Annotated in this window: 18 protein-coding genes; 4 read left to right on the top strand and 14 right to left on the bottom strand. The window is 73.9% G+C overall.

Translation table 11 applies throughout. From position 1 onward, the window contains the following. Window positions 1-623: 623 nt before the first annotated feature. The 5 genes from gatB to AC5K6T_RS27415 form a co-directional block, all read right to left on the bottom strand. On the bottom strand, window positions 624-2,138 hold the full coding sequence (gatB, locus tag AC5K6T_RS27435) for an Asp-tRNA(Asn)/Glu-tRNA(Gln) amidotransferase subunit GatB (RefSeq protein ID WP_493213184.1): 1,515 nt from the start codon (window positions 2,136-2,138) through the stop codon (window positions 624-626). Window positions 2,139-2,153: 15 nt separating this feature from the next. After that, on the bottom strand, window positions 2,154-2,393 hold the full coding sequence (locus tag AC5K6T_RS27430; protein WP_493213182.1) for a hypothetical protein: 240 nt from the start codon (window positions 2,391-2,393) through the stop codon (window positions 2,154-2,156). After that, a complete protein-coding gene (gene gatA / locus AC5K6T_RS27425) occupies window positions 2,390-3,883 on the bottom strand; it encodes an Asp-tRNA(Asn)/Glu-tRNA(Gln) amidotransferase subunit GatA (RefSeq protein ID WP_493213180.1) in 1,494 nt (497 codons plus the stop codon). Before gatA ends, AC5K6T_RS27430 begins: the two co-directional genes overlap by 4 nt. 4 nt (window positions 3,884-3,887) lie before the next feature. Next, on the bottom strand, window positions 3,888-4,184 hold the full coding sequence (gatC, locus tag AC5K6T_RS27420; protein WP_493213178.1) for an Asp-tRNA(Asn)/Glu-tRNA(Gln) amidotransferase subunit GatC: 297 nt from the start codon (window positions 4,182-4,184) through the stop codon (window positions 3,888-3,890). A 285-nt stretch (window positions 4,185-4,469) separates the two neighbouring features. Continuing rightward, window positions 4,470-6,602, bottom strand: coding sequence for a putative bifunctional diguanylate cyclase/phosphodiesterase (locus AC5K6T_RS27415; protein WP_493213176.1), 2,133 nt, complete (start codon window positions 6,600-6,602; stop codon window positions 4,470-4,472). On the opposite strand from AC5K6T_RS27415, the gene AC5K6T_RS27410 reads away from it, so the two are divergent. After that, window positions 6,597-6,965: a hypothetical protein gene (locus tag AC5K6T_RS27410; protein WP_493213174.1), complete on the top strand. Its 369-nt coding sequence runs from the start codon at window positions 6,597-6,599 to the stop codon at window positions 6,963-6,965. The two genes, AC5K6T_RS27415 and AC5K6T_RS27410, sit on opposite strands and share 6 nt — an antisense overlap. 291 nt (window positions 6,966-7,256) lie before the next feature. Here the strand turns inward: AC5K6T_RS27410 and ligA are convergent, their stop codons facing one another. The 4 genes from ligA to mnmA all read right to left on the bottom strand — a co-directional run bounded on the left by ligA (window position 7,257) and on the right by mnmA (window position 12,723). Further along, window positions 7,257-9,449 carry an NAD-dependent DNA ligase LigA gene (gene ligA, locus AC5K6T_RS27405; RefSeq protein ID WP_493213172.1) on the bottom strand — a complete coding sequence of 731 codons (2,193 nt, stop codon included), beginning with the start codon at window positions 9,447-9,449 and terminating at the stop codon, window positions 7,257-7,259. Between the two features lie 15 nt (window positions 9,450-9,464). Continuing rightward, entirely contained in the window at window positions 9,465-10,463 is a 999-nt protein-coding gene (locus tag AC5K6T_RS27400) for a methionine synthase (RefSeq protein WP_493213492.1), read from the bottom strand. A gap of 336 nt (window positions 10,464-10,799) precedes the next feature. Then, window positions 10,800-11,498, bottom strand: coding sequence for an SDR family oxidoreductase (locus AC5K6T_RS27395; protein ID WP_493213170.1), 699 nt, complete (start codon window positions 11,496-11,498; stop codon window positions 10,800-10,802). A gap of 91 nt (window positions 11,499-11,589) precedes the next feature. Continuing rightward, the gene (gene mnmA, locus AC5K6T_RS27390) at window positions 11,590-12,723 is read right to left on the bottom strand and encodes a tRNA 2-thiouridine(34) synthase MnmA (protein ID WP_493213168.1); all 1,134 of its coding nucleotides are present in this window, start codon (window positions 12,721-12,723) and stop codon (window positions 11,590-11,592) included. A gap of 60 nt (window positions 12,724-12,783) precedes the next feature. Between mnmA and AC5K6T_RS27385 the strand changes: the two genes are divergently transcribed. After that, window positions 12,784-13,539, top strand: a complete 756-nt coding sequence (locus AC5K6T_RS27385) for an N-acetylmuramoyl-L-alanine amidase (protein ID WP_493213167.1) — start codon at window positions 12,784-12,786, stop codon at window positions 13,537-13,539. Window positions 13,540-13,558: 19 nt separating this feature from the next. Here the strand turns inward: AC5K6T_RS27385 and AC5K6T_RS27380 are convergent, their stop codons facing one another. From AC5K6T_RS27380 to AC5K6T_RS27370, 3 genes are all read right to left on the bottom strand, one after another. Then, the gene (locus AC5K6T_RS27380) at window positions 13,559-14,728 is read right to left on the bottom strand and encodes a cysteine desulfurase family protein (protein WP_493213165.1); all 1,170 of its coding nucleotides are present in this window, start codon (window positions 14,726-14,728) and stop codon (window positions 13,559-13,561) included. Between the two features lie 112 nt (window positions 14,729-14,840). Continuing rightward, window positions 14,841-15,107 carry a DUF4190 domain-containing protein gene (locus AC5K6T_RS27375; RefSeq protein WP_493213163.1) on the bottom strand — a complete coding sequence of 89 codons (267 nt, stop codon included), beginning with the start codon at window positions 15,105-15,107 and terminating at the stop codon, window positions 14,841-14,843. 17 nt (window positions 15,108-15,124) lie between these two features. Continuing rightward, complete coding sequence (locus AC5K6T_RS27370; RefSeq protein WP_493213161.1) at window positions 15,125-15,292, bottom strand: hypothetical protein; 168 nt, start codon at window positions 15,290-15,292, stop codon at window positions 15,125-15,127. A gap of 145 nt (window positions 15,293-15,437) precedes the next feature. Here AC5K6T_RS27370 and AC5K6T_RS27365 point away from each other — a divergent pair, with 145 nt between their 5' ends. Next, window positions 15,438-16,058 (top strand): TetR family transcriptional regulator, encoded by a 621-nt coding sequence (locus tag AC5K6T_RS27365; protein WP_493213159.1) that lies wholly within the window; start codon window positions 15,438-15,440, stop codon window positions 16,056-16,058. Window positions 16,059-16,319: 261 nt separating this feature from the next. On the opposite strand, the gene AC5K6T_RS27360 is transcribed toward AC5K6T_RS27365, so the two are convergent. Continuing rightward, window positions 16,320-17,165 carry a thioesterase family protein gene (locus AC5K6T_RS27360; RefSeq protein WP_493213157.1) on the bottom strand — a complete coding sequence of 282 codons (846 nt, stop codon included), beginning with the start codon at window positions 17,163-17,165 and terminating at the stop codon, window positions 16,320-16,322. A 215-nt stretch (window positions 17,166-17,380) separates the two neighbouring features. On the opposite strand from AC5K6T_RS27360, the gene AC5K6T_RS27355 reads away from it, so the two are divergent. Beyond that, complete coding sequence (locus AC5K6T_RS27355) at window positions 17,381-18,334, top strand: IS481 family transposase (protein WP_493213156.1); 954 nt, start codon at window positions 17,381-17,383, stop codon at window positions 18,332-18,334. A gap of 173 nt (window positions 18,335-18,507) precedes the next feature. Here the strand turns inward: AC5K6T_RS27355 and AC5K6T_RS27350 are convergent, their stop codons facing one another. Beyond that, complete coding sequence (locus tag AC5K6T_RS27350; protein WP_493213154.1) at window positions 18,508-19,179, bottom strand: trimeric intracellular cation channel family protein; 672 nt, start codon at window positions 19,177-19,179, stop codon at window positions 18,508-18,510. Between the last annotated feature and the right edge of the window lie 25 nt (window positions 19,180-19,204).

The following is a 19,204-nucleotide window of genomic DNA, read 5'->3' as shown; positions in this document are numbered from 1 at the left end:
TGCCCCGTCACTCTTACAGGCCGAAATGATCGTTTGGTGGGTTCGTGGGCTTATTCACAGGTGTGGGAGAGACGTCGCAGGACACCCGGAACGACTCCGCCGCCGGAGCCGCCGCCCGGGACCGTCGCCCGGGCTGCCGCCCCTGGACCGTCGCCGGTGCCGCCCCTGGACCGTCGCCCGGGTGGGGCCCGGGCTGTCGCCGGGGCTGCCGCCCGGACCGCCGCCGGGACCGTCCGGCCGTCCCGGCCGCCCTCCGGCGTGCCCCCGCCCGCGCCACGCTCGCCCGCGCCCCCGCCCGTCGTCGGACGTCTCGCGCCCCTCCGGACCCGGTGCGCGCCTCGGCGCCCCTTCACGCCCCCTTCGCGCACCCCTCCGGGCGACCGGAGACGCGCCGCACGTGCGCGCCACGAGATCCGCGCGCCCCGGCGCCGGACGACGCCGCACACCGGCACGCCGCACGGGCCCCGCGCCGTCGCCGCCGGGCCGGGCGGCCCTCGCCGCACCCGCTCCGCGGGGACGCCGCACGGGCGCCCCGGGGACGCCGCGCCGCACGGAGGCGCACACCGCGAGAAGGCCCCGAGGACATCGGTCCCCGGAGCCTTCTCGCGGTGTGCGGGCCGGTCTCAGCCCTCGCTGACGCCCAGCTTCTGAAGGATCAGCTCCTTGACGCGGGCGGCGTCGGCCTGGCCCCGGGTCGCCTTCATGACGGCGCCGACCAGCGCGCCGGCCGCGGCGACCTTGCCGCCGCGGATCTTGTCCGCGATGCCGGGGTTGCCGGCGATGGCCTCGTCGACGGCCGTGCCCAGCGCCGAGTCGTCCGAGACGACCTTCAGGCCGCGCCGGTCGACGACCTCGTCCGGGGTGCCCTCGCCCGCGAGGACGCCCTCGATGACCTGGCGGGCCAGCTTGTCGTTCAGGTCACCGGAGGACACCAGCGCGGTGACCCGGGCGACCTGGGCCGGCGTGATGGCCAGCTCGTCCAGGCCGGTGCCCGCCTCGTTGGCGCTGCGCGCCAGCTCGCCCATCCACCACTTGCGGGCGGCGGCGGCGTCGGCACCGGCCTCGATCGTGGCGACGATCGGGTCCAGGGCGCCGGCGTTGAGGATCGCCTGCATGTCGGTGGCCGAGACGCCCCACTCGGCCAGCAGCCGGGTACGGCGGGCCAGCGGCAGCTCGGGCAGGGCCTCGCGGAGTTCCTCGACCCACGCGCGGGGCGGGGCGACCGGGACGAGGTCGGGCTCCGGGAAGTACCGGTAGTCCTCGGCCTCCTCCTTCACCCGGCCGGAGGTGGTGGACCCGGTGTCCTCGTGGAAGTGGCGGGTCTCCTGAATGATGGTGCCGCCGGAGGAGAGCACGGCCGCGTGCCGCTGGATCTCGAAGCGGGCCGCGCGCTCCACGGACCGCAGCGAGTTGACGTTCTTCGTCTCGGACCGGGTGCCGAACGTCTCGCTGCCCCGGGGCATCAGCGACAGGTTGACGTCGCAGCGCATCTGGCCCATCTCCATGCGGGCCTCGGACACACCGAGCGCACGGATGAGTTCGCGCAGCTCACGGACGTAGGCCTTGGCGACCTCCGGGGCGCGCTCGCCCGCCCCGGTGATCGGCTTGGTGACGATCTCGATGAGCGGGATGCCGGCACGGTTGTAGTCCAGCAGCGAGTGGGACGCGCCGTGGATGCGGCCGGTGGCGCCGCCGACGTGCGTCGACTTGCCGGTGTCCTCCTCCATGTGGGCGCGCTCGATCTCCACGCGGAAGACCTCGCCGTCCTCCAGCGCCACGTCGAGGTAGCCGTCGAAGGCGATCGGCTCGTCGTACTGGGAGGTCTGGAAGTTCTTCGGCATGTCCGGATAGAAGTAGTTCTTCCGGGCGAAGCGGCACCACTCGGCGATGTCGCAGTTCAGCGCGAGCCCGATCTTGATCGCGGACTCGACGCCGGTCGCGTTGACGACCGGCAGCGCGCCGGGCAGGCCGAGGCAGACCGGGCAGGTCTGGGTGTTGGGTTCGGCACCGAGCGCGGTGGAGCAGCCGCAGAACATCTTGGTGGCGGTGCCGAGTTCGACATGGACCTCAAGGCCCATGACGGGGTCGTACGACGCCAGCGCGTCCTCGTACGACACCAGGTCGGTCGTGGTGGTCACGGTGAAACTTCCCTCTCAGCCCAGCAGGACGTCGTCGTCGCCCAGCCGCTTCAGCTCGCGGTAGAGGATGGCGAGGCCGGTGGCGATCGCGGCACCGGACACGGCGGCGTCGATCAGCCGCAGCATGTCGCTCTCCGCGCGCGCCTTCCTGACCTGCTTGGCGACGGTGACCGCGCCGAACGCGGTGGTGGCCATGGACAGATACAGACCGGACTTGGACTTCTTGAAGCCCTTGGCCTTGGACAGTGCACTCACAGCGACGGAGCCTCCTCCAGGAGCGGGTGCCCCCACCTTTCCACGAACGCGGCCTCGACGGCGGCTCCCACCTTGTACAGGCGGTCGTCCTGCATCGCGGGGGCGATGATCTGCAGGCCGACGGGGAGGTTGTCCTCCGGGGCGAGGCCGCAGGGCAGCGACATGGCCGCGTTGCCCGCGAGGTTGGTCGGGATGGTGCACAGGTCGGCGAGGTACATCGCCATCGGGTCGTCGGCGCGCTCGCCGATCGCGAAGGCGGTGGTCGGCGTCGTCGGCGAGACGATCACGTCGACCTGCTCGAAGGCCTTCTCGAAGTCGCGCGTGATGAGCGTGCGGACCTTCTGGGCGCTGCCGTAGTAGGCGTCGTAGTAGCCGCTGGACAGGGCGTACGTGCCGAGCATGATCCGGCGCTTGACCTCCGGGCCGAAGCCCTCCTCGCGGGTGAGGGAGGTGACCTCCTCCGCCGAGTGCGTGCCGTCGTCGCCGGTGCGCAGGCCGTAGCGCAGGCCGTCGAAGCGGGCCAGGTTGGAGGAGCACTCGGACGGCGCGATGAGGTAGTACGCCGACAGGGCGAGGTCGAAGGACGGGCAGTCCAGCTCGACGATCTCGGCGCCCAGCTCCCGCAGCAGCCCGACGGACTCGTCGAAGCGCTGGATGACGCCGGCCTGGTAGCCCTCGCCGCGGAACTGCTTGACCACGCCGACGCGCATGCCCGCGACGCCGCCGTTGCGGGCGGCCTCGACGACGGGCGGGACCGGGGCGTCGACGGACGTGGAGTCCATCGGGTCGTGTCCGGCGATCACCTCGTGCAGCAGTGCCGCGTCCAGGACCGTACGGGCGCAGGGGCCGCCCTGGTCGAGGGAGGAGGAGAAGGCGACCATGCCGTAGCGGGAGACCGCGCCGTACGTCGGCTTCACGCCGACCGTGCCGGTGACGGCGGCGGGCTGGCGGATCGAGCCGCCGGTGTCGGTGCCGATGGCCAGCGGCGCCTGGTACGCGGCGAGGGCGGCGCTGGAGCCGCCGCCGGAGCCGCCGGGGATGCGGGTGAGGTCCCAGGGGTTGCCGGTGGGGCCGTAGGCGCTGTTCTCGGTGGAGGACCCCATGGCGAACTCGTCCATGTTGGTCTTTCCGAGGATGACCACGTCGGCGTCCTTCAGGCGCCGGGTGAGCGTGGCGTCGTACGGCGGGATCCAGCCTTCGAGGATCTTGGAGCCGACGGTCGTCGGAATGCCCTCGGTGGTGAAGATGTCCTTCAGCGCGAGCGGCACACCGGCCAGCGGACCGAGCTTCTCGCCGCGCTCGCGCTTGGCGTCGACGGCGCGGGCCTGCGCGAGGGCGCCCTCGCGGTCGACGTGCAGGAAGGCGTGCACCTTCTCGTCGACGGCCTCGATACGGGCCAGGTGGGCCTCGGTGACCTCGACGGCGGTGAGCTCGCCGGAGGCGATCCGCCCGGCGATCTCGGCCGCGGTGAGCTTGATGATGTCCGTCATGGGATCAGTCCTCCCCCAGGATCTGCGGCACCTTGAAACGCTGCTGCTCCTGGGCCGGGGCGCCGGAGAGCGCCTGCTCGGGGGTGAGCGACGGACGCACCTGGTCCGGGCGCATGACATTGGTCAGCGGGAGCGGGTGCGAGGTCGGCGGTACGTCTTGGTCGGCGACCTCGCTGACGCGGGCGACCGCGCCGATGATGTCGTCCAGCTGGCCGGCGAAGTGATCGAGCTCTTCGGGCTTCAGCTCCAGACGCGCCAGCCGGGCGAGGTGGGCGACCTCCTCGCGCGTGATGCCAGGCATGCAGCGTTCCTCTGGGGTGAGTGTGGGTGGGCCTTGAGGACCTCATCCTATGGGGCGGCCGCCCGTGCCACGGAAACGGTTTGCCCCGGACCGGGACCGGTACCGTTCCGGGAACCGCCCGGGAACCGCCCGGGAGCCGCGCGGACCGGCCCGGCGCGGCGCGGGCGGCGCTCCCGGCGGACCGGTCGGCGAGTGCCGGGACGTCAACCCGTGCCCGTCCGCGTCACTCCGCGGCCGGGGGGAGGCACCGGCCCGGCGTGGGGGCGGCCGGGCTGTTCCGGCGGCCTACTCGGCGGCCGGGAGGGCGGCCCGGGGCCGCTGCCAGCCCCGGGCGCCGCGGGCGCGCAGCCAGGCCGTGGTCTCGTCGGGCGGCATCGCGGCGGCGACCAGCCAGCCCTGTACGGCGTCGCAGCGCAGGTCCCGCAGGCGTTCCCAGGTCTCGTCGTCCTCGACCCCCTCGGCGACGACGAGCAGGCCCAGCGAGTGGGCGAGGTCGACGGTGCAGCGGACGATCTCGGCGTCCTCGGTGTCGACGGCGAGGCGGGCGACGAAGGAACGGTCGATCTTGAGTTCGCTGACCGGCAGCCGGCGCAGGTGCACCAGGGAGGAGTAGCCGGTGCCGAAGTCGTCGAGGGACATCTTCACGCCGTGCCCGGTCAGCCCGGCGAGGGTGTCGGCGGCGCGCTGCGGGTCCTCCAGCAGGACGTGCTCGGTGATCTCCAGCTGGAGGGCGCCCGCGGGCACCCCGTGCCGGGCCAGACGGGCGGCGACGGACCCGGCGAAGCCGGGGGTGTGCACGTCGCGGGGGGAGACGTTGACGGCGACGGGCACGAACAGGCCCTGGGCGCGCCAGGCGGCGACCTGGCCGAGCGCGGTCTCCAGCACGTACTCGGTGAGGTGGGGCATGAGTCCGGAGGACTCGGCGATGGCGATGAACTCGTCCGGCGGCACCTTGCCCCGCTCCGGGTGCACCCAGCGCACCAGGGCCTCCAGACCGGCCACCTGTCCGTCGAAGCGGACCTTGGGCTGGTAGTGCAGCTGCACCTCGTGCGCGTCCAGGGCGCGGCGCAGGTCGGCCAGCAGGCCGAGGCGGTCGGGGGTGTTGGAGTCGCGCTTGGACTCGTACACCTCGACGCCGGTGCGGTCCCGTTTGGCCTGGTACATCGCCACGTCGGCGCGGCGCAGCAGGCCCTCGGCGTCGAGGGCGTGGTCGGGGAAGACGGCCACTCCGGCGCTGGCCTCCAGGACGAGGGTGAGGCCGTCGAGGTCGAGCGGGGAGCTGAGGGCGGCGACGATGCCGCGGGCGACACGGGTCGCGGACGTGGTGGAGTCGGCGACGGGCAGTAAGACGGCGAACTCGTCGCCGCCGAGCCGGGCCGCCTCGGCGCCTCTGGGGAGGGCGAGCCGCAGCCGGTCGGCGGTCTGCAGCAGCAGCCGGTCGCCGGCGAGGTGGCCGAGGGTGTCGTTGACCGAGCGGAAGCGGTCGAGGTCGATCAGCATCAGGGCGGCGCGGGCGCCGATGCGGTCGGCGTCGTCCAGGGCGGTCCAGATGCGCTCCAGCAGCCACTGCCGGTTGGGCAGCCCGGTCAGCGGGTCGCGCAGCTGCTCCTCGGCGCGGGCGCGGGCCATCCACAGGGTGGAGTCGAGGGCGATGAGGGGGATCGCGAACAGCGGCAGCAGCACCGGCTTGGCGAGGGCGACCACGCAGACCAGCGGGGCTATGCCGAGCAGCGCGACGGCGACCAGGCCCTGCCGGACGAGGGCGGTGCGGACGACGGTGGGCAGCCCGGCGGAGCGGGGCGCGTGCAGGTACCAGAGCAGGGTGCGGGAGACGGCGAGGTAGGCCACGGCGGCCAGCACCACGGCCGGGGCGGTGCCGAGGTTCCAGGTGCCGGGGTTCCAGGGGCTCTCCACGGACGGTACCCGGCCGAAGAACGCCAGCACGAGGGCGCCGGCGCCGATGCCGAGGATGTCCACGGCGCCGTGCTGCACGGCCTGCCGCCAGCGGTGCCGGCGGGCCGCGCCGACCAGGACGACGACGGTGAGGCTGACCAGGCCGGCCGGCACCCAGCCGTACAGCAGCAGGACGGCGAGGGTGAGGGCGGCGCCGGAGCCGGTGCCGCCCCACCAGCGGGCGCGGCCGAGCATCACCAGGTGGCCGACGATGAGCCCGGTGAGCAGGGCCAGCGCCCAGCCGGACGGGCCGGGCGGGAACAGGGCGTGGCTGCCGGTGAAGGCGCGGTAGAACCCGGCGCCGAGGACGAACCCGGCGGCCGCGACGACCGCCGCGGGCAGCGCGGGCCAGGCCGGATGCCGTTCGGCGCCCTCGCCGGGCTGCCCGGGCAGCCCGGCGAGGGCGGGGAGGCCGGCGGCGGTCGCGGGCAGGGGCTGCCCGGTGGTGAGGGGGCCCGGGTGCACCGTGCCGCTCCCGGGCGGCCCGCCGTGCGCGCCGCCGTCCGCGGGCCGGACGCCCTGCGGGCCGGGTGCGAAGAGGCCGGTGCCGAGCGGACCGGGGCGGAGCGGGTCACCGCGGCGGGGTTCCGCGCGGGAGTCCGCGTGACGCTGGTCCGCACGGTGCTGCTCCGCACGGTGCTGCTCCGCACGGTGTTGCTCCGCGCGGTGTTGCTCCGTGCCCTGCTGGTCCGCGCGGTACTGGTCCGCGCGGTGCTGTGGGTCCGTGCCGCACCGGCCGGCGGCGCGGACCACGGCGCCGGGGCGGCAGCGGGATGCCAGGGATGCCCGGCCCGCGCGCCAGACGCCGGCGAGCCGGCGCAGCCGTGAGCCCGAGGCGGCGCTCTCGGTCGGTTCCATTCCGTCCCTCTCACAGCCGGCGGTGCTCACGCCCCGCGGCCCGATGGCCCCACGTCCCGCGGGCGGCACCGGGTCGGAAAACCCCTTCCCGCTGCTGTACGGGCGCAGGGGAATGCACCGACCGCGGCCGGGCCCGGCAGGTGCACCCCTCAACAGTAGGCCGCCGAAGGCTTCCTCGGGCAGCGGTCGTCGACGGTTGCCCGAATGCGCCCGGGCCACCCGTATGCATCTGATATGCGCCGATCGGGTGGCCTTCAACCGCTACTCCTCGGTCGGAAGCGCGGCTTCCGCGGCGGCCTGGGGGCCTTGTGCGAGCAGGATGCCGAAGCCGTCCTCGTTCAGCACCGGAACCTTCAGCTGCATCGCCTTGTCGTATTTGGATCCCGGGTTGTCACCCACCACGACGAACGAGGTCTTCTTCGACACCGAACCGGTCACCTTGGCACCTCTGCTCTGCAGGGCCTCCTTGGCGCCGTCGCGGGTGAAGCGTTCCAGGGTGCCGGTCACGACGACGGTGAGGCCCTCCAGCGGGCGGGGCCCCTCGTCCTCGCCGGTGCCCTCGTCCTCCATCCGCACGCCGGCGGCCTTCCACTTGCGCAGGATCTCCTGGTGCCAGTCCTCGGCGAACCACTCCTTGACGGCCTCGGCCACGATGTCGCCCACGCCGTCGACGGCGGTGAGCTCCTCCTCGGTGGCCGCCTCGATGCGGTCGACGGAGCGGAAGGCGCGCGCGAGGGCCTCGGCGGCGACCGGCCCGACGTGCCGGATGGACAGGCCGGTGAGCACCCGTGCCAGCGGCCGCTCCTTGGCCGCGGCGATGTTCTCCAGCATGGCGACCGCGTTCTTGCGTGCCTCGCCCTGCTGGTTGGCGAAGACGGTGGCGGTCTTCTCCTCGCCGGTCTTCGGGTCGCGCTTGGGCAGTCCGCTGTCCTGGTCGAGGACGTAGGCCCGGATGGGCAGCAGCTGCTCGACGGTGAGGTCGAACAGGTCGCCCTCGTCCTTCAGCGGCGGCTCGGCCGGCTCCAGCGGCCGGGTCAGGGCGGCCGCCGCGACATAGCCGAAGTGCTCGATGTCCAGGCACTTGCGGCCGGCCAGGTAGAACAGCCGCTCGCGCAGCTGGGCGGGGCAGCTGCGGGCGTTGGGGCAGCGCAGGTCGACGTCGCCCTCCTTCATGGCCCGCAGCGCGGTGCCGCACTCCGGGCACTGCGCGGGCATCACGAACTCCCGCTCGGTGCCGTCGCGCAGGTCGACGACCGGGCCGAGGATCTCCGGGATGACGTCCCCGGCCTTGCGCAGCACCACGGTGTCGCCGATGAGCACGCCCTTGGCCTTGACCACGTCCTGGTTGTGCAGGGTCGCGAACTCGACCTCGGAGCCGGCCACGGTGACCGGTTCGACCTGCGCGTAGGGCGTGACCCGGCCGGTGCGGCCGACACCGACGCGGATGTCGACGAGCCGGGTGTTGACCTCCTCCGGCGGGTACTTGAAGGCGATCGCCCAGCGGGGCGCGCGGGAGGTCGAGCCGAGCCGGCCCTGCAGGGGGATCTCGTCGAGCTTCACGACGACGCCGTCGATCTCGTGCTCCACCGAGTGGCGGTTCTCGCCGTAGTACGCGATGAACCGCCGCACCCCGTCGAGGTCGTCGACCACCCTGTTGTGCGCGGAGGTGGGCAGGCCCCAGCCCTTGAGCAGGGCGTAGACCTCGGACAGGCGGGCGGGGCCTTCGAAGCCCTCCAGGGCGCCGATGCCGTGGACCACCATGTGCAGCGGGCGGGTGGCGGTGACCCTGGGGTCCTTCTGGCGCAGCGAACCGGCGGCCGCGTTGCGCGGGTTGGCGAACGGCTTGTCGCCGGCCTCGATCAGGCGGGCGTTGAGCGCGGCGAACTCCCTCATCGGGAAGTAGACCTCGCCGCGGATCTCCACCAGGTCCGGGACGCGGTCGCCGTGCAGCCGGTCCGGGATCTCGCCGATGGTGCGGACGTTGGGCGTGATGTCCTCGCCGGTCCGGCCGTCGCCGCGGGTCGCCGCGCGGGTGAGCCGGCCGTGCTCGTAGGTGAGGTTGACGGCGAGACCGTCGACCTTCAGCTCGCACAGGAAGTGGTGGTCGCTGGTGGCGACGTCCTTGTGGACGCGCTCGGCCCAGGCGGCCAGGCCCGGGTCGTCGAAGGCGTTGTCGAGGGAGAGCATGCGCTGGGCGTGCTCCACGGAGGTGAACTCCGTCTCGTAGGCCCCGGCGACCTTCTGGGTCGGCGAGTCGGGCGTGCGCAGTGCGGGGTTCTCCTCCTCCAGCGCCTCCAGGGCGCGCAGCAGCCTGTCGAACTCCGCGTCGCTGACGACGGGCGCGTCCTTCACGTAGTACCGGAAGCGGTGCTCCTCGATCTGCTCAGCGAGCTGCGCGTGCTGCTCCCGCGCCGCCGCGGGCACCGTCGTCTCCGCCTGACTGTCGCCGGCCACCGTGTCGTCCTCCCGTTACTCAGGGTTGTCCGCGAGGGATCTCGCCGCCCGGACGCAGTGGGCGAGGGCCCGGCGGGCGTACTCGGGGGAGGCACCCGCCAGGCCGCAGGCCGGGGTGAGGGTGACCGCCTCCGCGAGGAGTCCTGGTCGCAGCCCCAGCCTGCGCCACAGCGTCCTGACCCCCATGACGCTACCGGCAGGGTCTGACAACGGGCCGCCGGTGGCCGGCACGACACCGGCGAAGAGGCGGGTGCCCGCCTCCACGGCCTCTCCGATCACCTCGTCGTCACGCTCGGTGAGCAGGGAGAAGTCGAACGAGACGGCGGCCGCGCCCGCCCGGCGCAGCAGTGCGAACGGCACGTCGGGCGCACACGAGTGGACGACGGCCGGACCCTGCTCGTGCGCCCCGAGGACCTCCCGCAGCGCGGCTTCGGCATCCTGCCGGTCCACGGCACGGTGGGTGCGGTAGCCGCTGGCGGTCCGCACCTGCCCGCGCAGCACGGCGGTCAGGGACGGCTCGTCGAGCTGGAGCACGAGCCGCGCGCCCGGCACCCGCCGGCGGACCTCGGCCAGGTGCAGGCGCAGACCCTCCGCGAGGGAGCCGGCGAGGTCGCGGCAGGCGCCGGGGTCCGAGAGCGCGGCCTCGCCGTTCCTGAGCTCCAGGTTCGCGGCCAGCGTCCAGGGGCCGACCGCCTGCACCTTGAGCAGGCCGGTGTGGTCCTGGGTGAACTCCTCCAGCGCGTCGAGGTCCTCGCCGAGCCAGGAGCGGGCCCGCCTGGTGTCCCGGCCCGGCCGGTCGCCGATGCGCCAGCCGCTGGGCTCCACGCGCGCGTACATCTCCACGAGCATCCCCGCGGTCCGGCCGATCATGTCCGCGCCGGGTCCGCGGGCGGGGAGTTCGGCGAGGAAGGGGAAGTCCTCGAAGGAGCCGGTGGCGGTCCTGGCGGCCTCCCGGGCGTCCCCTCCGGGCAGGGAGCCGACGCCGGTCGCGGGCGCGAAGCTGAAGTGTTCCATCACACGTCGAAGCCTATGCAGGCGCGGGTGCGGGCCGCGCGGGCGGTCCGCACCGCGGCGCCGCACCCCGCGCCGGCGGCCGCGCCCGTCCCCCGGCCACGGCCGCGCTCCCCTGCATCCGCACATCGGCGCCCGGCCCGAGCGCCGGGGGTGCCGGGAGTGCCGGTGCTCCGCGCCCCGGACGCCGCCCGGGTACGCCCCGCTCCGCGGCTGGGGGGCTCCGCGCCCGTGCCGCCCGCCGGTGTACGACCCCGCCCCGCCGCCCGTACCGCGGCCCCGCGGGCGCCGGTCCCGGCAGGCGGCACGGCCGCCGGTCCCGGCAGGCGGCCGCCCCGCTCAGCGGCCCGGCCGGACCGTCAGGTCGTTGACCTCCGCGTCGCGCGGCAGGTCGAGGGCCATGAGGATCGTCGTGGCGACGGACTCGGGGTCGATCCACCGTGCGGCGTCGTACTCCTTGCCCTCCTGCTGGTGCACCTTGGCCTGCATGGGGCCGGCGGTGCGGCCGGGGTAGACGGAGGTGACGCGGACACCGTTCGCGTGCTCCTCGTGGCGCAGGGAGTCGGCGAGGGCCTTCAGCCCGTGCTTGGAGGCGGCGTAGGCCGACCAGTCGGCGTGCGCGTTCAGACCGGCGCCGGAGTTGACGAACAGCACGTGACCGCGGGCGGTGCGCAGCTGGGGCAGGAAGTGACGGGTCAGCTCGGCCGGCGAGACGAGGTTGACGTTGAGCTGGTGGCGCCAGGACTTCGGGGTGAGGTCGCCGACCGGGCCGAGGTCGACGACACCCGCGATGTGCAGCAGGGAGTCGACCCGGTCGGGCAGCGTCTGGTGGGAGAAGGCCCAGCTGAGCCGGTCGGGGTCGGCGAGGTCGCCCACCAGGGTCGTCGCGCCGGGGAACGCGGCCGCCAGCTCCTTGGCGCGGCCGGCGTCGCGCGCGTGGAGCACGAGCGCGTCCCCGCGCGCGTGCAGGCGGCGGGCGACGGCCGCGCCGATGCCGGAACCGGCCCCGGTGATCACATGAGTAGCCATGGCCGCCATGCTCGCACCACCGGGCGCCACGCCGGACCGCCGGGCGGGCGGGTGCGTCGGCCGGCTCCCCGGCCGACGCGGTCCGGCGGGCCCGCCCGGTTCACGGGCGGGACAGCGCCGCCGGGCGGGTGGTGGCGGCGATGGTGGCGGAGCCGACCACACGCGTGCCGTCGTAGAGGACGATCGCCTGGCCCGGGGCGACACCGCGGACCGGCTCGGTGAAGGTCACCCGCAGTTCCCCGCCGGTGAGTTCGGCGGTGACCTCGGTCTCGCCGCCGTGGGCGCGCAGCTGGGCGGTGTAGGTGCCGGGACCGGTGGGTGCGGCGCCGCACCAGCGGGGCTTCACGGCGGTGAGGCCGTCCACGTCGAGGGAGGCGGCCGGGCCGACGGTGACCGTGTTGTCGACGGGGGAGATGTCGAGGACGTAGCGCGGCTTGCCGTCGGGGGCCGGGGTGCCGATGCGCAGACCCTTGCGCTGGCCGATGGTGAAGCCGTACGCGCCCTCGTGGGTGCCGAGCCTGCGGCCGTCCTCGTCGACGATGTCGCCCTCCGTCCTGCCGAGGCGGCGGGCGAGGAAGCCCTGGGTGTCGCCGTCGGCGATGAAGCAGATGTCGTGCGAGTCGGGCTTCCTCGCGACGGCGAGCCCGCGGCGCTCGGCCTCGGCGCGGATCTCGTCCTTGGTGGTCACCGTGTCGCCGAGCGGGAACAGCGCGTGCGCGAGCTGCCGGTCGTCCAGGACGCCGAGCACGTAGGACTGGTCCTTGGCGAGGTCGGAGGCGCGGTGCAGCTCGCGGGTGCCGTCGCCGGTGACGACGACCTTGGCGTAGTGGCCGGTGCACACGGCGTCGAAGCCGAGGGCGAGTGCCTTGTCCAGCAGGGCCGCGAACTTGATCTTCTCGTTGCAGCGCAGGCACGGGTTGGGGGTACGGCCCGCCTCGTACTCGGCGACGAAGTCCTCGACCACGTCCTCGCGGAAGCGGTCGGCGAGGTCCCAGACGTAGAAGGGGATGCCGATGACGTCGGCGGCCCGGCGGGCGTCGCGGGAGTCCTCGACGGTGCAGCAGCCGCGCGCGCCCGTGCGGAAGGACTGCGGGTTCGCGGAGAGGGCGAGGTGGACGCCGGTCACGTCGTGGCCCGCCTCGGCCGCGCGGGCGGCGGCGACGGCGGAGTCGACGCCGCCGGACATGGCGGCGAGGACGCGGAGGGGGCGGGTGCGCTGCGGGGTGTCAGTCATAGCCCCTCCAGGGTACGGGGGCGCGGGAACCGGGGCCCGCGGATATCCGTTGTGGGACACATGGGACGGACTGCGGGGGACGCTTCGGGGGCCGGCGCCGGTGACTCGGGCCGGCGGATCGGGCGGCGGGCGGTGCTCGCCGGGGGGCTGGTCGCCGCGGCGGGCGCCGCGGTGCTCGCCCGCGACGGCCTGCACCTGCCGTGGTGGCGGGTGCAGGGCGTGCGCGGGCCGCGTACGGAGGGGGAGGTCGACTTCGCGGGCGCCCGCTGGACGCCGGCGTCCCCGGCCAACTTCCGCTGGGCGGACCGGCCGGACGACTACGGCATCGACCTGGTGGTCGTGCATGTCACCCAGGGCAGTTTCGCGAGCGCGGTGCGGGTGTTCCAGGACCCCTGGCACGGCGCCGCCGCGCACTACGTGGTCCGGGACGACGGCCATGTCACGCAGATGATCCGCGAGCTGGACGTGGCGTTCCATGCGGGCAACCGGGAGTACAACGAGCGCAGTGTGGGCATCGAGCACGCCGGTTTCGTGGAGGACCCGGCGTCGTTCACGGACGCGATGTACGCGTCGTCGGCGCGGCTCACCGCACGCATATGCGCGCGCTACGGCATACCCGTCGACCGGGACCACATCATCGGGCATGTGGAGGTGCCGGGCACGGACCACACCGATCCGGGTCCGCACTGGGACTGGGACCGCTACCTGGGACTCGTCCGGCGCGCCCGTACCGCCCCGTCCCCGTCGGCCCCGGCGGGGACGGCCACCGCCGCCCCCGAGCGGTCCGGCCCGGCCTCCGCCGCGGCCGCCGGCTGACCGGGCCGGGCCGGCCGGTTCACGTCAGCCCGGCCGCGCGCGCCCGCTCGACGACGGGGCCGATGGCGCCGGCGAGGGCGTCGACGTCGGCGGCGGTGGAGGTGTGGCCGAGGGAGAAGCGCAGGGTGCCGCGGGCCAGGTCCGGGTCGGTGCCGGTGGCGAGCAGGACGTGGCTGGGCTGGGCGACTCCGGCGGTGCAGGCGGAGCCGGTGGAGCACTCGATGCCCTGCGCGTCCAGCAGCAGGAGCAGCGAGTCGCCCTCGCAGCCGGGAAAGGTGAAGTGGGCGTTGGCGGGCAGGCGTCCGGCGGGGTCGGGGTCGCCGCCGAGGACGGCGTCGGGCACGGCGGCGCGGACGGCGGCGACGAGGTCGTCGCGCAGGGCGCCGATCTCGTGGGCGAACCGGTCGCGGTGTTCGGCGGCGAGACGGCCGGCGACCGCGAAGGAGGCGATGGCGGGCACGTCGAGGGTGCCGGAGCGGACGTGGCGTTCCTGCCCGCCGCCGTGCAGCACGGGCACGGGGCTGTACTCGCGGCCGAGGAGCAGCGCGCCGATGCCGTACGGCCCGCCGATCTTGTGGCCGGAGACGGTCATGGCGGCGAGGCCGGAGGCGGCGAAGTCGACCGGCAGCTGACCGAAGGCCTGGACGGCGTCGGCGTGCAGCGGGATGCCGTACTCGGCTGCCACGTCGGCCAGTTCGCGGACCGGCATCACGGTGCCGATCTCGTTGTTGGCCCACATGACGGTGGCGAACGCGACGTCGTCCGGGCCGGCGGCGATGGCCTCGCGCAGGGCGTCGGGGTGGACGCGGCCGTGCGCGTCGACCGGGAGGTACTCGACGCGGGCGCCCTCGTGGTCGCCGAGCCAGTGCACGGCGTCGAGGACGGCGTGGTGCTCGACGGGGCTGGCCAGCACCCGGGTGCGGGCCGGGTCGGCGGCGCGGCGCGCCCAGTACAGGCCCTTCACCGCGAGGTTGTCGGCCTCGGTGCCGCCCGAGGTGAAGACGACCTCGCTGGGGCGGGCACCCAGGGCCTCCGCGAGGGTCTCGCGGGCTTCCTCGACGGTGCGGCGGGCCCGGCGGCCGGAGGCGTGGAGCGAGGAGGCGTTCCCGGTCACGCCCAGGTGGGCGGTCAGGGCCTCCGCCGCCTCCGGGAGCATCGGGGTGGTCGCGGCGTGGTCGAGGTAAGCCATGGTGACGCCGATTCTACGGGGCGCCCCCGGCGGCACCGCGTGCGGTGCCGCCGGGACCGGCCGTGCGGGCGCCTCGGCGGGTGCGGGACGCTCCCGGCCTCCCGGGGGGTGGTCAGAAGCTCCAGGACACGGTGTGGTCGGCGTGCACGATCAGGGCCAGCACCACCAGGTCGGCGACGCCGAGGCCGAGGCCGAGCAGGGCCCGGCCGGGCCGGCGGGTGCCGCGCCACAGGGCGACGGCGGCCAGGGTGATGGCGATCGGGCCGAGGAACAGGTTGAGGACGAGCAGGCCCGTCAGCCCGAGGACGAAGGACGCGACGGCCATGCCGTCGGTGTCGCGGACGGTGGTCCGGCCGGCGGCCGGTGCGGTCAGTTGCATGGTGGGCTCCCGGCGGTTCAGCGGGTGGGCGTGTGCCGGCGGCGGGCGTGCCGCTCGCGCAGGGCGAAGACGCCGAGCCAGGCGGCGATGGCGGTGGCCGCGACGAGGGTGACGGAGAGCGGTGCGTGGGCGACGGTGCCCAGCACGACACCGAGCAGCAGGAGCGCGGCGACGAGGAACAACATGGGATCGAATCCCCCTCCGGAACGCTTCGGGGGCAGGGCCCGCGAAGCTTCGGTGAACGGTTGTAGTTACAGTTGTTCACTGACTACCGAGTCTAACCCACCGACCGACTTCCCAATTCCAGAGAACAGTTGTTAACTGCATGGCATGAGTCACACCCTCGGCATCCGCCAGGCCCAGAAGCAGAAGACCCGTCAGGCCCTGCTGGACGCAGCGCTGGAGCTGCTGGAGGAGCAGAGCCTGAGCAGCCTGGGACTGCGGGAGGTCACCCGGGCGGTGGGCGTCGCGCCGACCGCCTTCTACCGGCACTTCCGCTCCACCGCCGACCTCGGTGTGGCCCTGGTCGAGGAGGCGCTGGGCAGCCTCCACCCGATGATCCGCACGACGGTCGCCGCGAACGGGGACAGCGAGCAGCGCATCACCCGCGCGGTGGAGTTGATCGCCGGGCATGTGGAGGCGCACCCCGCGCACGTACGGTTCATCGCGCGGGAGCGGCACGGCGGCGTGCAGCCGGTACGGGACGCGATCCGCGAGCAACTCGTCCGCTTCGCCCGGGAGGTGAAGGCCGAACTCGCCGGGGATCCGGAGTCCGCGGGCTGGAACGACGACGACCTGCTGATGCTGGCCGGTCTCTACGTCGACCAGATGCTCGGCACGGCCTCACTCTTCCTGGAGGCCCGCGGGGAAGCGGAACGCGCCCGGGTGGCCCGGGTGGCAACCCGCCGGCTCCGCCTGATCACCAAGGGCCGCACGCACTGGCTCGACTGACCGCCGCAAGCACGCGGACCCCGCCCGCCCGGGGAACACGGCGCACCGCGCCCCCCCGGGGCGCGGGGAACCGCGCGACCGGCCACCGCCGCACCGCACCCCGGCCCACGACCGGACGAACCTCCGGCAAGGACGAATACCCCGCAAAGGGCGCGGCGCGCTGCGCAGGCCCAGGCACGCGGGGAACCGCGCGACCGGCCACCGCCGCACCGCGCCCGAACCTGACGGCGCAGCCCACGCCCTCTCCGGCGGAGCGCCTGCTCAGCCCCGCAGCACCCGGGCCAGCTGCCGCGACTGAGCCACCAGCCGCCCCGCGCTGTCCCAGACCTCGGCGTCCTCCTCCAGGAAGCCCCCCGCGTGGTTCCGGGTCGCGATCGACACCCGCACCGGCCCGGGAGCAGGCCGGCACCGCACATGAACGGTGAGTTCCACCGTGGGCACCCACCCCTGCACGCCGAGGTCGAACGCCGTCGGCGGCAACGCGTCCACCGAGAGCAGCAGCGCGAGCGGGTCGATGTCCCGGCCGTCGGCCAGCCCGAACCAGGCCCGCATCTCCCCCTTGCCGGAGGGCTGCCCGAGCGCCCACCCGATCGTGGCCGGGTCCAGCTTGAGCATCAGCCGGTCGGCGATGGGCTGGTCGTCGGAGCCGGGCGCCGGCCCGTCCGCGGGTCCGAGGCACTGCGCCATGGGCGGGAACTCCGGCGGCGTCGCGGTGGTGCGCACCTCGTCGGGGAGGGCGTCCAGGTCGCCGTAGGAGGCGAGGACGCGGATCCGCTCGACCTCGTGGCCGTCGTCGTCGCGCTGGAGGAGCGAGGCCTGTCCGGTCGACAGCGTGCGGCCGGTGCGGACCGTCTCGGTGCGCACCACGGCCGGGCCGGGCCGGGAGGCGCTCAGATAGTGGGCCGAGACGGTGAAGGGGTCGCCGTGCGGCAGGGTGTCCGCGAGTGCGCGGCCCAGAACCGCCAGCAGGTAGCCCCCGTTGACGGCGCCGAAGATCGTCCAGCCGGGCGAGAGGAAGGTGTCGTACACACCCGGCTCCCGCTGCGTGGTCGCGGTGTCTCGGTCGAACTCGCTGTCGCCGATGGTCGCCTGGATTGCCTGAGCCATGCGAGTACCGTACAACAGCAAACTACTAAGCGGTAGCTTTTTCGATAGGGGCCGCAGACGGCCGGACCGGCGCCGGCCGGTGCCGCGGCCCTAGGTGTATCGCCCCGGGAGGTTGTGGACGGGTGATGGAGGTCTCGGCTGGGACTGCTTGAACGGGTGAGGGCCTTCCGGGTTCGGTGTGGATTGCGACGTCTACACCGACCAGAAAGGCCCTCGTGCCCCACCGTAATGCACCCCTGACCGAGACCGGACGCCTGCGCCTGGCCCGCTGTGTGGTCGAGGACGGCTGGCCGCTGCGGCGGGCCGCCGAGCGGTTCCAGGTCTCGCCCACCACCGCCCAGCGGTGGGCCGCCCGCTACCGGGCCCTGGGCGAGGCCGGAATGGCCGACCACTCCTCCCGCCCGCACCACAGCCCCCGGCGGACGCCGACCCGCACCGAACGCCGGATCATCAAGATCCGGCTCCTGCGCCGGTGGGGACCGGCCCGCATCGCGCACCTGCTGGACCTGGTGCCCTCCACCGTCCACCGGGTCCTGACCCGCTACGGCCTGGCCCGCCTCACGCACCTGGACCGGGCCACCGGCCGGAACATACGCCGCTACGAACGCGAACGTCCCGGCGAACTGGTGCACGTGGACATCAAGAAGCCCGGCAACATCCCCGACGGCGGCGGCCACAAGACCCTGGGCCGCCAGGCCGGCCGCAAGAACCGCCGGAACGCCGGCTACAGCTACATCCACACCGCCGTCGACGACCACTCCCGCCTCGCCTACAGCGAGATCCTCACCGACGAGAAGAAAGAAACCGCCACCGCCTTCTGGACCCGGGCCCACGCCTACTTCACCGGCGTCGGGATCACCGTCGAGCGCGTCCTGACCGACAACGGCTCCTGCTACAAGTCCCACGCCTGGCGCGACACGCTGACAGCGGCCGGGATCACCCACAAACGAACCCGGCCCTACCGGCCCCAGACCAACGGCAAGGTCGAACGCCTCAACCGCACCCTGCTCGACGAATGGGCCTACGCCCGCCCCTACCGCTCAGAACAGGAACGACGCGACGCCTTCCCCCAGTGGCTGCACACCTACAATCACCACCGCGGACACACCGCGCTGAAGGGCAAACCACCCGCCAGCCGCGTCCCCAACCTCACAGGGCAATACACCTAGGGCGTGTTTCGAAAGTAGCGTCGTCTGCCCGAAGGGCAGGCCTGGCGGCGTCTGGTGCGTGCGATCGCAAGGCGGAGGGTCGCCCCGATACTGGATGTATCGGGGCGAGCCCGACAACGCGGCGAGCGTGCGTGCCAGACGCCGCCAGGCAGGCGGGACTTTCGAAACACGCCCTAGATCTCGTCGGCCTCGGCCTCCCGCACCGTGGACCTCCGGTTCCACGCCCTCGGCGCCCTCCAGTTGAACCGCATCGCCAGCAGTCGCACCGCGAACGCGGTCACCGCGGCCAGCGCGGAGGTGAAGGGCGACAGCGCGTCGAACCGGATGCAGAGCACCACGATGCCCGCGCCGACCATCGCCGGCACCGCGTAGAGGTCGCGGTCCCAGCGCAGCAGGGAGGGCACCTCGTTGGCGAGCACGTCGCGCAGCACGCCGCCGCCGACCGCGGTGGCCAGGCCGAGGGCCGCGGAGGAGGTGAGGTTGAGCCCGTACTCGAACGCCTTGGTCGTGCCGGTGACGGCGAACAGGCCGAGCCCGGCCGCGTCGAAGACGTTGACCCCGGCCTGGATGCGCTCCACCTCGGGGTGCAGGAAGAACACGAGGAGGGCGGCCAGCAGGGGCGTGATGAAGTAGCCGAGGTCGGTGAACGCCGCCGGGGGCACGGCGCCGATGACCAGGTCGCGGAAGAGCCCGCCGCCGAGCGCGGTGACCTCGGCGAGCACGGCGATGCCGAAGACGTCGAAGTTCTTGCGCACGGCCAGCAGCGCGCCCGAGATGGCGAACACGAAGATGCCGATCAGATCCAGCGTGTGCTGGACGGACGGGCTGAAGATTTGCTCAAGCACCCTTACATTTTTACCTACGAACCAG

The organism is Streptomyces sp. B8-7 (genome assembly GCF_058833805.1).
This window is presented reverse-complemented; position numbering and strand designations above follow the sequence as displayed.

What these genes read in the sequence shown, in the direction of transcription:
- mnmA (WP_493213168.1), bottom strand. Translation starts at nt 12,723, where the DNA reads ATGACTGACACCCCGCAGCGCACCCGCCCCCTCCGCGTCCTCGCCGCC.
- gatC (WP_493213178.1), bottom strand. Translation starts at nt 4,184, where the DNA reads ATGCCTGGCATCACGCGCGAGGAGGTCGCCCACCTCGCCCGGCTGGCG.
- AC5K6T_RS27380 (WP_493213165.1), bottom strand. Translation starts at nt 14,728, where the DNA reads ATGGCTTACCTCGACCACGCCGCGACCACCCCGATGCTCCCGGAGGCG.
- AC5K6T_RS27360 (WP_493213157.1), bottom strand. Translation starts at nt 17,165, where the DNA reads ATGGCTCAGGCAATCCAGGCGACCATCGGCGACAGCGAGTTCGACCGA.
- AC5K6T_RS27385 (WP_493213167.1), top strand. Translation starts at nt 12,784, where the DNA reads ATGGGACGGACTGCGGGGGACGCTTCGGGGGCCGGCGCCGGTGACTCG.
- AC5K6T_RS27400 (WP_493213492.1), bottom strand. Translation starts at nt 10,463, where the DNA reads ATGGAACACTTCAGCTTCGCGCCCGCGACCGGCGTCGGCTCCCTGCCC.
- AC5K6T_RS27395 (WP_493213170.1), bottom strand. Translation starts at nt 11,498, where the DNA reads ATGGCGGCCATGGCTACTCATGTGATCACCGGGGCCGGTTCCGGCATC.
- AC5K6T_RS27370 (WP_493213161.1), bottom strand. Translation starts at nt 15,292, where the DNA reads ATGTTGTTCCTCGTCGCCGCGCTCCTGCTGCTCGGTGTCGTGCTGGGC.
- gatA (WP_493213180.1), bottom strand. Translation starts at nt 3,883, where the DNA reads ATGACGGACATCATCAAGCTCACCGCGGCCGAGATCGCCGGGCGGATC.
- AC5K6T_RS27375 (WP_493213163.1), bottom strand. Translation starts at nt 15,107, where the DNA reads ATGCAACTGACCGCACCGGCCGCCGGCCGGACCACCGTCCGCGACACC.
- AC5K6T_RS27365 (WP_493213159.1), top strand. Translation starts at nt 15,438, where the DNA reads ATGAGTCACACCCTCGGCATCCGCCAGGCCCAGAAGCAGAAGACCCGT.